Source organism: Pelosinus fermentans JBW45 (assembly GCF_000271665.2).
Lineage (GTDB): Bacteria > Bacillota > Negativicutes > DSM-13327 > DSM-13327 > Pelosinus > Pelosinus baikalensis.
Genome location: NZ_CP010978.1, coordinates 1,397,874 through 1,410,670 on the forward strand (window position 1 = coordinate 1,397,874; position 12,797 = coordinate 1,410,670).

The following is a 12,797-nucleotide window of genomic DNA, read 5'->3' on the forward strand; positions in this document are numbered from 1 at the left end:
AAGTACATAGTGGGCGAATTTACAAGGTGTGTTGTATATGATTACCGCTATAGTTTATAGGTTATTAGGGAGGATTCAAATGAGAATAGAACAGCGTATCCAGCAGCTTTATAAGAAGTTGTTAAAACTAGGATATTATCCATTTCAAGTACAAAGTATTATACACTTTGCAATTGGCAAGAGCGATGTAGAGGCAGCTACTGCTGCTGATAAAATTAAAGTTGTTAATATCTTGAAAGACTATGAAAAATTAGCATATAATTTTTCTCTTGCATATAGTAAATAAGTAAATAAAGAGCCTAGTAGGCTCTTTATTTCTGTCAATTTTAAATAAGTAGATTTTAAGTACCATTAAAAAGGAAGGCTGGTAAAAATATGATTAGTACAAGTGGTTTGACGTTACGGTATGGAAAAAGGGCATTGTTTGAGGATGTCAATATAAAATTCACGCCAGGCAATTGTTATGGATTAATTGGTGCCAACGGTACAGGAAAATCAACTTTCTTAAAAATATTATCAGGTGAAATTGAACCAAATTCTGGTGAAGTTATTATTTCATCTGGAGAACGCCTAGCCGTTTTGAAACAGGATCATTATGAATTTGATGAATTTGATGTACTGAAAACAGTTATTATGGGACATGCTAGACTTTTTGAAATTATGGAAGCAAAAGAAGTATTATATGCGAAAGCCGATTTTACCGACGAAGATGGTATAAAGGTTGGCGAATTAGAAGGTGAATTTGCCGAACTCAACGGCTGGGATGCGGAAACGGAAGCAGCCCGCATGTTGACTGGTTTAGGAATTGGTGAAGAGCTACATACCAAATTAATGAAAGATTTAAGTGGTAATGAAAAGGTTCGGGTATTGTTAGCCCAAGCTTTATTTGGCTCTCCGGACATTTTGCTGCTGGATGAACCGACAAATCATCTAGATGTAGAATCCATTCGCTGGTTGGAAGAGTTTCTGTATAACTTTGATAACATAGTTATTGTGGTATCTCATGACCGTCATTTCTTAAATAAAGTTTGTACTCATATTGCCGATATTGATTTTAGCCAAATCCAGCTGTATGTAGGTAATTATGATTTTTGGCAGCAGTCAAGTGAACTAGCATTGAAAATGGCTAAAGAAGCTAATAAGAAGACTGAAGAAAAAATGAAAGATCTGCAAAGCTTTATTCAACGTTTTAGTGCGAATGCTTCCAAATCAAAACAAGCAACGTCACGTAGAAAACAATTAGATAAATTGACATTAGAAGATATTAGGCCATCATCCCGTAAATATCCATATATCGCTTTTAAACCGGACCGAGAAGCAGGGGATCAACTATTAACCGTTGAGAATCTTTGCAAAACCATTGATGGGGAAAAAGTGCTGAATAATGTTAGCTTCGTTGTTACAAAGGCAGATAAAATTGCTTTTGTTGGTGCTAACAGCTTGGCGAAGACCACATTATTTAAAATCTTAATGGGTGAAATGGAAGCAGACAGTGGTGAATTTAAATGGGGTGTCACTACTTCTCAGGCTTATTTCCCAAGGGATAATGCGGAGTATTTTAATAGTACATTAAATCTGGTAGATTGGCTCAGACAATTTTCTCGGGACCCGGATGAAACTTTTGTTCGAGGATTCTTAGGTCGTATGTTATTTTCCGGTGAGGAAAGTCAAAAAGCTGCCAATGTATTATCTGGTGGTGAAAAAGTACGGTGCATGCTGTCTAAAATGATGCTGAGCGGCGCCAATGTACTGATTTTTGATGAGCCGACAAATCACTTGGATTTGGAGTCTATCACTTCATTGAATAATGGTTTAATCAGCTTTGAGGGAACCATGTTATTTGTTGCTCATGACCATGAGTTTGTGCAAACCATTGCCAACCGTATTATTGAAATTACGGAAGATGGTATCATTGACAAACGTATGACCTATGATGAATATTTGGAAACCGTAGCAACTAGAAAATAAGAATCATTATACAGCACGCACTTCACTTGTGAGGTGCGTGTTTTTTTGTCTGAGGGGAACGTTAACCACAGAGGACACAGAGAACACAGAGAGTACGAGTTGAGGGGGTATTTTTATTCTATCTATCTTTTCTCTGTGTTCTCTGCGCCTCTGTGGTTCAATTTTGTTTTATATGTTTTAAAAGACGCAATAGTGTTTTTTTGATAAAATGGATATTGTAATTGTTTTTTACATAAAGTATATACTATATAGATAGTAAGAATTTCTAAAACAGTATAGCTTTAACAGCAGGAGGATATTAGGATGAGAGAATATGATGTTCTAATCGAAAAATTTCATGATTTCTTTACTCAGGATGGGAACTCTTGTGTGAGTCTGGGGGTCAATAAACATTTGGATGATCTGCCTAATCCTACCTTAGAAAATAGTAAACTACGCATTGCTGCAGGACAGAAATTATTGGCAGATATTATGAGTTTTCCTAAAGGGGTATTGGAATTTGAGCAAATCCTGGACTTAGATTTGGCGGCATTGGCTGTTGAATTTGCCATATATAATCTCACATATCACTTTAATGGTAAAACCCAGCTGCAGCAAAAACCCACTGCAGGTGCTGATATTAGTGATGGAATATTTCTGCTGTTCATCAACGATCCTCGTCCTTCTCATGAAAGACTGGATCATATTACGGCTCGCCTGGAAAAAGTACCTCAATACTTGGAGCAATTGCTTTTGACGTTAGATACACCTGTAGAGCGCTGGGTTAGTATGGATATTGAAAAGGTAAATGGACTGCCAGAATTCTTTGAGACTCTTTATAATTGGGCGAAGAGTGAGCAATACAATCAGTTAGAAAGGCTGGCAGCTGCAAAGCAGCAAGCTAATGATGCTTTAGAGAAATATATAGAAAAACTCAAAGCAATGCCTACAACCACCGATTTCTTTATTGGTACAGAACAGGCTAAAAAATGTATTGCATTACGGGGCATTGATAAATCCCTGGAAGAATTACATACAATGGCCGTCCAGTTTTTGCAGGATACTGCAAAAGAGTTGGAACTTTTGAGTGTGAAGTTAATTGATAAATACAGCTTGCCGACGACTACTACTTTGGAAGAATTACATAATTTCTTAAACCAGCAGTATCAGGTAAAGCTTCCTCATAAAGATTCCTTCTCTGATATCATTTTACGATATAAAGAGGAAAAGGATAAGATTATCAACTATCTCCAGGAAAAAGGGCTGTTTCCCATAGGGGAAGGACAGGATATGCTGATTATGCAAACACCTGCTTTTATGGCTCCTTCTATTCCAGCTGGAGCTATGGTTTCTCCGCCGCCTTTTCGCCCTGGTACAAAGACGAGTGTGATTTACCTTACACTGAGTCAAGAGTTGTTAGATGAACATACGGAACTATCCATTCCTTCGATGATGATCCATGAGGGCATTCCTGGGCATCATTTACAGCTTGCTACCGCAGCGAACCATCCATCCGTAGTGCGGCGTCATTTTGATGCAATGGAGCATGCAGAGGGCTGGACCACGATGCTGGAAGATTATATGCTGGATATTGGGTATATGGGTGAACTAACCGATGAAGCCCGCTTTTGTGCGAAAAGGGATATTTCCAGAATTGGTGCGCGAGTGGCAATTGATTTATACTTCATGACAGGAGATATAAAATATTTAGATGTGGGCATTGATGTGGATATAACTTCTGATGATCCCTTTATCAATGCTGGCAAACTGCTGCAAAAAGTGACTGGATTTGTGGGAGGCAGAGTGCAAGCAGAATTAAACTGGTACTCTCAAGAAAAAGCCTATCCTCTTTGCTACCTTACTGGCAACAAATTAGTGTGGGAATTAAAGAGAGATATGGCCAAAGCGCAGCAAGGTAAACTAGAGGGACTCGAGTTAGATAAAGTATTTCACAGTATGTATCTGAAGGCGGGAAATATGCCTCTTGCCTTTTTACGCAAGGTATTTGAGCATGAAAAGCTGTTGTAATACAAATGGAGTTAGAAGGAAAAATGTGAAGTGGTTATAGGTTTCTGTAATTAAATGTCCATTTCATAAAGAATGTTGTTGACAGTGTGAAGAATTTTTTGTATTATAATCAAAAAGAAGACTATAATGACGATGAATGGAAGAGTAATTGTATTGGTAATATTCACAGCGAGCTGGAAATGGTGTAAGCCAGTAATATGAAATACAATGAAAATCATCCACGAGTTGCGGGCTGAAGAATTAGTAAGCTGCGCCGGGCCTCTTTTAGAGGAATTGCTGCCCGTTATTGCGGCGAGGTATAGAGTATTTATGCTTCGTACCTATGAGATATTATGGTTTATGCCATAATAATTTGGGTGGTATCGCGGATTAACCTCCGTCCCTTTATAAGGGACGGAGGTCTTTTATTTTACTGTGGTTTATAAAATTCATAGTATATTCTTACGATATTAGAATGAATATGATTTTAGTGGAAGAGAAAAAAAGAATGATGTAACCGCAGAGAACACAGAGAAATGATGGATAGGTTATAAATTTACCCCTCAGCGCACTCTGCGCCTCTGCGGTTCAAAAACGGTTTAATTCTTATTAAGAAAATAAGGAGGTATTTGTTTTGAAAATGTTGGGAGCGGAAGTTGTAATTGAATGTTTGAAGGCGGAAGAGGTGGATATTGTATTTGGTTATCCTGGGGGGGCCGTTTTAACCCTTTATGATGCATTATTTAAAACTGATTTTCCCCATATTTTAACTCGCCATGAACAAGGAGCGGTGCATGCTGCAGATGGATATGCTCGGGCAACGGGTAAAACAGGCGTCTGCTTTGCTACCTCTGGTCCTGGGGGAACCAATCTGGTTACTGGTATTGCAACAGCGTATATGGATTCTATTCCCTTGGTGGCGATTACTGGTCAGGTAGGAGTATCTTTGATTGGCAAAGATTCTTTTCAAGAAGCGGATATTTGTGGTATTACTACTCCTATTACCAAACATAATTATTTAGTAAAAAAGATTCAGGATTTGCCTTGTGTAATGAAAGAAGCGTTTTATATTGCACGCACCGGACGGCCAGGACCAGTCTTGATTGATATTTCTAAAGATGTTTTCAATGATACACTTGATTTTGTATATCCTGAGACTGTCTGTCTTAGAGGATATCGATCTTTATTTGCTGGTGATTCTAGCCAGATTGATTTAGTGATTGAAGCCTTAGAAAAAGCAGAAAAACCTGTAATTTTTGTAGGCGGCGGTGTTAATATTTCAGGCACCTCCCAAGACGTTCGCAAATTAATCAACCTAACTGGCATTCCAGTCATATCAAGCTTAATGGGATTAGGCTGTATTCCTAGTGATGCACCTGAACACTTGGGAATGGTGGGAATGCATGGAACCTATGCTGCCAATATGGCGACAATTGACTGTGATCTTCTAATGGGTATTGGAGTTCGTTTCGATGATCGGGTCACCAGTCTGGTTCAGAACTTTGCTCCCAAAGCAACGATTATACATTTTGATATTGATCCAGCCGAGGTAAATAAGAATGTCCGTGCTGATTTAAAAGTAATAGGAGATTTGCGGTGGTCTTTGCCTCTTTTGTGTGAAAAAATAGCGGAGCGTAATGTAACGAAAAAGCAGTGGGCAAGAGCAGAGTGGGTGGGTTTAGTACAGGAATGGAAGCGGGAAAAGCCTTTGGCATCAAGTTTGCCTGCAGGAGGAATTCGGCCACAAACCGTGATTGAGAAGGTCAGTGAGCTTACTCAAGGTGAAGCCATCATTGTAACGGATGTTGGCCAACATCAGATGTGGACTGCACAATCTTACAATTTTAATACACAGCGTTCTTTCTTGACTTCTGGTGGTTTGGGAACCATGGGATATGGTTTGCCAGCCGCGATTGGGGCTCAGATAACTTTGCCGGAGAAGAATGTCATATTATTTACTGGTGATGGCAGTATTATGATGAACTGTCAGGAGCTTGCAACTCTTGCTGATAATGGATTGCCAGTGAAAATTATCGTTATGAATAATCAGGTGCTTGGTATGGTGAATCAATGGCAGCGGATGTTTTATGGTAAACGGTATTCCTATTCCAGTACGAAGGGGTGTACCGACTTTGTGAAGCTTGCTGAGGCTATGGGGGTTGCTGGTCTTAGAGTAACAAAACCAGAAGAGTTAAACACGGTACTCGAAAAAGCATTGAAAATGGAAGGCCCAGTGCTGGTTGATATTCTGCTGCCAGAAACTGAAGATGTATTACCTATGGTTGCGCCAGGAGGACGTCTGGATCAAATGGTCTTAAGGGGGATAATTGGATGAAATATACATTAGCTGTTTTAGTAGAGAATCGGCCAGGGGTATTAACTCATATATCAGGACTCATTAGCCGTCGTGCCTTTAATATTGAAAGTATAGCAGCGGGACCTACTGAGGAAGTTGATACGACGCGAATCACCATTGGTGTTGAGGTGGAGGATGAATTTGAATTAGAGCAGGTAGTTAATCAATTGTCAAAACTCGTTAATGTGATTAAGATTGCAAATATCACATATGTGGATTCCATTCAACGTGAACTAGCTCTCATTAAAGTTCGTGCCAATAAAGCTAATCGATCAGACCTTGTTGATGTTGTAGAAATTTTTCGTGCTAAAATTGTAGATGTAAATAGAGAAACCTTAGTCGTCGAGTTATCCGGTGAAGAATCTAAAATTGATGCTTTGTGTGAGGTATTAACTGATTTCGGCATTCTTGAAATTGTTCGTACAGGAAGAATTGCAATTTCTAGAGGACCAGTTCCTGCAAAAGATATGTAGACAAATGCAAAAAAGGGACTACAAAAGCCCAGTACTAAAGCGGCACTGGGCTTTTGTGCTTTTAATTTTTAAACAACCCTATTGCACTGATAATCAAAGATACCATTCCACCTGCAATTAGAGGACCGACTGCCAGCCCTTGGAAGAAGCACACTCCCACAATGGTACCAACAACTAAAGCCGTTACTGCTTCTGGAGATTCTTTCATAAAAAATACACCTTGGGCAGCGATCCAGGCGACGAGAATGCCAACAAAAATGGCTACTAAACCAATGGGGGTCTTAAATGCTTCCAAGATTCCGCCGATGGATATGCGTCCTTGAGCGATAGGTGTTAATACAGCCAGAGTTAAAATGGTAATGCCAATGGTAATGCCATGATCTTCGATATAAGGAAACCATGTATGAAAGCCTAGCAGCTTTATTAGAAGCAGTATAAGTGCAGCAATTGATACAGAGTGGTTGTTACCAATAACGGATAAACACAAAATTATCAAAATAGGTAGGTTTTCCCAATTCATTTGTTCACATCCTTATGTAGCTGTTGCAAAGAATACGAAGGACTTTTAACCACAGAGGGCACAGAGAACTCAGAGGGGGAGACGCTGAGGGGCCGTTATTATTCTATCTATTTTTTCTCTGTGTTCTCTGCGCCTCTGTGGTTCGGTTCCGCTTTATCTGTTTTAAGGGAGCGTAAACCTGTCATTTGCGAGCACAGCGAAGCAATCCTCCCCTTGTCAAAAGATTGCTTTACTCTGTTCACAATGATAAAAATGGGGAAGTCTTTCTTAGTATGGCAGAACTTACTTATATATCATACTAAGCTCAGGTAAAAAAGTCTAATAGAAATTCTAAAAAATGTTGACTTCTCAAGACGACTGGTCTATTATTTAATTATGAAAAACACGACAAAAGAAAAATTAATTAAAGCAGGAGCCAAAGCAATGGTAGCAAAAAGCTATCATGCTGTAGGGATACAAGAAATACTGACAACAGTAGATGTTCCGAAAGGATCGTTCTATCATTATTTTGAATCGAAAGAAGCCTTTGGTATAGCCATTATTGAGTATTATGGAGAACAATTAGCCAAGTCTATTGCAGAAAAATTAGAAAATGAAAACGGTTCTCCTAGAGAAAAAATACAAAACTATTTTTTAGGTATTCGGGATTATTATGCCATGTATGGCTGTGGCAGAGGATGTTTGGTTGCTAAACTGGCAATTGAAGTGGAAAACCCCAGTGCCGCTATGGGAGATGCATTAAAACGAGAATTTGATAAATGGACAGCGCTATTTGTGTCTTGTATAAGAGAAGGTCAAAAAATGGGGGAAATATCATTGGAGTATGGTGCAGAGTCCATGGCAGAATTCCTATATACTTCATGGGAAGGCGCACTCATTCGTATGCAAGTGAATCGCGATCTTGCGCCAATTGAGAAATTTATTGAACATTCTCTTGATCGAATCATACCAAGGCAGAATCATGTGGTGAACTAGACTCGTTCGCCACAAACGATATCATTGCACAAAAAAATGATTTTATTCGATTATGATATTGCAATATTCTAAAGCATGGATTAGTATTTAGAATATACAGTTAATTTTTAAGAGTTATTTTCTTCAATGTTACGTCGTAAATATTCACTCTAGTCTAAAAATTATACTGTATTTTGTTAATTATTTATTTTGCATACAAGATATGTTGATACAAACTAAATAATTTGACAGATAGGAAATAAAGTATTTCTAGATTTTCAATGATTGGTGGCTTACGCCAATTGGCGTATCACATAGATTTTGTCATAATAACAATAAAATGTGGGAGGAAGAAACTATGAATTTTGAACTAACCAAAGAGCAGGAAGACATTCGGAGCATGATAAGAGATTTTGCTGAAAAATCGGTAGCACCGACTGCGGCAGAGCGGGACGAAAAAGAATATTTTCCACGTGAAATCTTTGATCAGATGGGTGAGCTGGGAATTTTAGGACTGCCTTATCCAGAAGAATACGGTGGTGCAGGAAGCGACTTTTTATCCTATGCCATGGCAGTCGAAGAAATATCTCGTGTATGTGCATCAACAGGTATTGGACTTTCGGTGCATGTATCATTGTGTTCCTGGCCCATTTTTCATTATGGAACAGAAGAACAAAAACAGAAGTTTCTCAGACCATTAGCAGAAGGCACAAAGCTAGGGGCTTTTGGTTTGACTGAACCTAATGCTGGCACCGATGCAAGCGCTGCTACTACAACAGCAGTTAAAGATGGAGATCATTATATTTTGAACGGTGCTAAAATCTTCAATACAAATGGCGGGGAAGCAGAAATTGAAGTGATATTTGCCTCTACTGATAAAGCAGCTGGTTTAAAAGGCATGAGCGCTTTTATTGTTGAAAAAGGTACTCCCGGTCTTAGCTTCGGTAAAAAAGAAGTGAAAATGGGTATTCGATCTTCTGTACAACGTGAAGTATTTATGAAAGACTGCCGTATTCCAGCTGCTAATTTGCTAGGGAAGGAAGGGCAGGGCTTTAAGATTGCAATGACTGCCTTAGATGGCGGACGTATTGGTGTTGCTGCTCAATCTCTTGGTATTGCCCAAGGAGCTTTGGAGCAAGCCATTAAGTATTCCAAAGAGCGGGTACAATTTGGCAAACCGATCTCCAGCAATCAGGCAATTGCATTTAAGATTGCTGACATGGCGGCTAAAGTGGAGGGAGCAAGGCTACTCGTATATCGTGCTGCCTATCATAAATCCCATCATCTTCCTTACTCCAAAGAAGCAGCCATGGCAAAATTAGTTGCCTCTGATGCTGCCATGTCCGTTACAACAGATGCTGTACAAATTTTTGGCGGTTATGGCTATACTCGTGAGTATCCAGTAGAACGCATGATGCGTGATGCCAAAATCACACAAATATACGAGGGAACAAATGAAGTTCAGCGTATGGTTATTTCAGGTGCTGTTTTACGATAAGAATTACTCGCCAAGACAATCTGCTATGGGCAATGCCCTATCTAAATGAGATATGAGCTTTTAAAGAGATAGGGCATTGTGTAAGGTTCTATATAAAAATGCATTAATTATATTAGGAGGCGAAGAGATGGAAATTCTTGTTTGTATTAAGCAAGTTCCTGATACTGCCGAAGTAAAAATCGACCCAGTAACCAATACGTTGATCCGACAAGGAGTACCCAGTATTGTAAATCCTTTTGATAAAAATGCCTTGGAGGCTGCCCTGCAATTAAAAGATAAGCATGGCGGTAAGGTTACAGTGATTTCTATGGGACCGCCTCAGGCGAAAGAGGCATTGAAGGAATGTTTGGCCATGGGTGCTGATAAAGCCATATTAGTCAGTGATCGGGCTTTTGGTGGATCGGATACATTAGCTACCAGCTATACCTTGGCGGCAACCATCCGTAAGATTGGTACCTATGACCTAATATTCTGTGGCAAGCAAGCCATTGATGGGGATACCGCCCAAGTTGGACCAGAGATTGCAGAACATTTGGGGATTGCACAGATCACCTATGTAGCTAAAATTGAAGTGAATGGTGATACGGTTTCCGTAGAGCGTGAGTATGAGGAAGGCTATGGCATCATCGAAGGAAAATTACCTTTGCTGATATCAGTGGTAAAATCTATTAATGAACCTAGATATCCTACGATTAAAGGAACAATGAAAGCCAATCGGGCCGAAATCCCTGTATGGACCATGGCAGACCTTGATGTAGATGAGCAAAGGCTTGGTTTAAAGGGATCGCCCACTCAAGTCCGCAGAATTTTTACACCTCCCCAGCGTACGGAAGGCGTGATCATTCAAAAAGATACAGCATGGGAATCTGTTGCTGTATTGATTCAAAAACTATCGGATGCTAAAATTATATAAAAGAAGGGTGACAGGACAATGGCTATAAAAGTAAACCAAGAAGAATGTATTGCCTGTGGTGCTTGTTTATCTGTATGCCCCTTTGGTGCCATTGTAATGCAGGATGAAAAAGCGTACATAACGGAGGCGTGCACTGCTTGCGGTGCTTGTGTTGATACTTGTCCAGTAGAGGCAATCCTTCGTGAAGAAGAAGATAAAGTTGTGGCTATGGATAAAAGCCAATATAAAGATGTTTGGGTATATTTGGAAGTTGGTGAAGGAAAACTGCGCAATGTTGGTCTGGAACTACTTGGTGAAGGGCGTAAATTGGCAGATGGTATGGGACAAAGCTTAGCGAGTGTTCTGATTGGACATAACGTTGAAGGGTTAGCGCAAGATGCTTTTGCAGCAGGTTCTGATAAAGTATATTTGGTAGATGCTGCTGAATTAGCCCAATATAATACGGATAGTTACACTGCGACCTTATTTGATTTAATCAGCAATTATAAGCCATCTGTTATTCTCATGGGTGCGACGAATGATGGTCGGGATTTTGGAGCACGTGTTGCATGCCGTGTGGGAACTGGACTAACGGCAGATTGTACTGGTCTTGGTATTGATGAGGCTACTGGATTCGTTTCCTGGACTAGACCAGCATTTGGCGGTAATATCATGGCGACAATTATCTGTCCGGAACATCGTCCTCAGATGGGCACTGTTCGCCCTTCCGTATTTAAGAAGCCAGTGTTAGATTATAGTAAGAAAGGCGAACTGATTCGCGTAGCTAGTAAAATAAAGCAAGAAGATATGCGGACGAAGCTTATCGATATGATTCACGTTTGTACCGTATCCTGCAATTTGGAAGAAGCTGAAATTATCGTATCTGGTGGGCGAGGTATGTGTAAACCTGAAAATTTCTCACTCGTGGAAGATTTGGCCAATGTTCTTGGCGCTTCCGTAGGGGCATCCCGTGCTGCAGTAGATGCGGGATGGAAGCCGGCATTGCATCAAGTGGGGCAGACGGGAAAAACCGTAGGACCGAAGATTTATTTTGCCTGTGGTATATCCGGGGCCATTCAGCATTTGGCAGGTATGTCATCATCTGATCTTGTCATTGCGATTAATAAAGATCCTGATGCACCAATCTTTAAAATGGCTGACTATGGTATCGTCGGCGATGTATTAGAAGTACTGCCGATATTAACTGAGGAATTTAAAAAAATAAAGAGCGCTTGATTTGAATGCAATTTTAAGTGAAAAATCAATGTTTCTATAAAATTAAGGAGAGGTGTTCGTTATGGGAGAGTATACAAATTTATTAGTAGAGATTGATAGTGATGGTATTGGTACAGTCACTATTAATCGCCCAAAGGCTTTAAATGCGTTAAATGCTGCAACTGTACATGAACTGGATCAACTGTTTGATGAACTAGCTGCTAATGATGCTGTAAAAGTGGTCATCGTTACTGGCAGTGGCGAAAAGTCTTTTGTTGCCGGGGCGGATATACTTGAAATGAAGGATAAGACTGCTGTAGAGGGCCGACAATGGGGGCAATTGGCACAAGGCGTATTTAATAAAATTGAGAATCTTCCCAAACCTGTTATTGCGGCAGTTAATGGCTATGCCTTGGGTGGAGGTTGTGAACTTGCAATGGCTTGCGATATTCGCATTGCTTCGGAAAAAGCCAAGTTTGGTCAGCCAGAAGTGTCTTTAGGCATACCACCAGGATTCGGCGGAACCCAGCGGTTGTCACGCTTAGTGGGCAAAGGCAGAGCGAAGGAATTATTGTTTACTGGTGATATGATTGATGCTGCTGAAGCCTACCGAATTGGTCTGGCAAATCAGGTGGCAGCTCCTGAAGAACTAATTGGAAAAGCAAAAGCAATGGCTCAGAAAATAATATCAAGAGCACCAATTGCCGTACAAGTTTGTAAAACAGCAGTCAATAGAGGTCTTGATGTGGATCTGACTTCAGGAATCGCCTATGAAGCAGAAGTTTTCGGTCTTTGTTTTGCGACACAGGATCAAAAAGAGGGCATGACTGCTTTCATTGAAAAACGCAAAGCAAACTTTATTGGGAAGTAAAATACTGGTGTAATAGAAATAAGGTGATAGAGGCATTGTGCTTCTGTCACCTTATTTACCATAT

The 12,797-nt window shown here is 40.0% G+C and carries 11 protein-coding genes and 1 other annotated feature; of the genes, 10 read left to right on the forward strand and 1 reads right to left on the reverse strand.

All coding sequences use genetic code 11. From position 1 onward, the window contains the following. Window positions 1-79 precede the first annotated feature (79 nt). From JBW_RS05770 to ilvN, 5 genes are all read left to right on the forward strand, one after another. Window positions 80-286, forward strand: coding sequence for a hypothetical protein (locus tag JBW_RS05770; protein ID WP_007957174.1), 207 nt, complete (start codon window positions 80-82; stop codon window positions 284-286). Window positions 287-375: 89 nt separating this feature from the next. Continuing rightward, window positions 376-1,968 carry an ABC-F family ATP-binding cassette domain-containing protein gene (locus JBW_RS05775; RefSeq protein ID WP_007957173.1) on the forward strand — a complete coding sequence of 531 codons (1,593 nt, stop codon included), beginning with the start codon at window positions 376-378 and terminating at the stop codon, window positions 1,966-1,968. Window positions 1,969-2,271: 303 nt separating this feature from the next. Next, complete coding sequence (locus JBW_RS05780; RefSeq protein ID WP_007957171.1) at window positions 2,272-3,975, forward strand: DUF885 family protein; 1,704 nt, start codon at window positions 2,272-2,274, stop codon at window positions 3,973-3,975. A 123-nt stretch (window positions 3,976-4,098) separates the two neighbouring features. Next, window positions 4,099-4,362, forward strand: a binding site (T-box leader). A gap of 226 nt (window positions 4,363-4,588) precedes the next feature. Further along, complete coding sequence (gene ilvB, locus JBW_RS05785) at window positions 4,589-6,289, forward strand: biosynthetic-type acetolactate synthase large subunit (protein WP_007957170.1); 1,701 nt, start codon at window positions 4,589-4,591, stop codon at window positions 6,287-6,289. Next, window positions 6,286-6,783, forward strand: coding sequence for an acetolactate synthase small subunit (gene ilvN / locus JBW_RS05790; RefSeq protein ID WP_007957168.1), 498 nt, complete (start codon window positions 6,286-6,288; stop codon window positions 6,781-6,783). The genes ilvB and ilvN overlap by 4 nt, the downstream gene beginning before the upstream one ends. A 61-nt stretch (window positions 6,784-6,844) precedes the next feature. Here the strand turns inward: ilvN and JBW_RS05795 are convergent, their stop codons facing one another. Next, a complete protein-coding gene (locus tag JBW_RS05795; protein WP_007957166.1) occupies window positions 6,845-7,303 on the reverse strand; it encodes a DUF441 domain-containing protein in 459 nt (152 codons plus the stop codon). A gap of 375 nt (window positions 7,304-7,678) precedes the next feature. Here JBW_RS05795 and JBW_RS05800 point away from each other — a divergent pair, with 375 nt between their 5' ends. From JBW_RS05800 to JBW_RS05820, 5 genes are all read left to right on the forward strand, one after another. Next, window positions 7,679-8,278, forward strand: coding sequence for a TetR/AcrR family transcriptional regulator (locus JBW_RS05800; protein WP_071882477.1), 600 nt, complete (start codon window positions 7,679-7,681; stop codon window positions 8,276-8,278). A gap of 337 nt (window positions 8,279-8,615) precedes the next feature. Continuing rightward, complete coding sequence (locus JBW_RS05805) at window positions 8,616-9,755, forward strand: acyl-CoA dehydrogenase (protein ID WP_007931159.1); 1,140 nt, start codon at window positions 8,616-8,618, stop codon at window positions 9,753-9,755. Window positions 9,756-9,882: 127 nt separating this feature from the next. Continuing rightward, a complete protein-coding gene (locus JBW_RS05810; RefSeq protein WP_007957162.1) occupies window positions 9,883-10,668 on the forward strand; it encodes an electron transfer flavoprotein subunit beta/FixA family protein in 786 nt (261 codons plus the stop codon). A gap of 18 nt (window positions 10,669-10,686) precedes the next feature. Continuing rightward, window positions 10,687-11,883, forward strand: coding sequence for an electron transfer flavoprotein subunit alpha (locus JBW_RS05815; protein WP_007957160.1), 1,197 nt, complete (start codon window positions 10,687-10,689; stop codon window positions 11,881-11,883). 61 nt (window positions 11,884-11,944) lie between these two features. After that, the gene (locus JBW_RS05820) at window positions 11,945-12,733 is read left to right on the forward strand and encodes a short-chain-enoyl-CoA hydratase (protein WP_007957159.1); all 789 of its coding nucleotides are present in this window, start codon (window positions 11,945-11,947) and stop codon (window positions 12,731-12,733) included. Window positions 12,734-12,797: the final 64 nt, after the last annotated feature.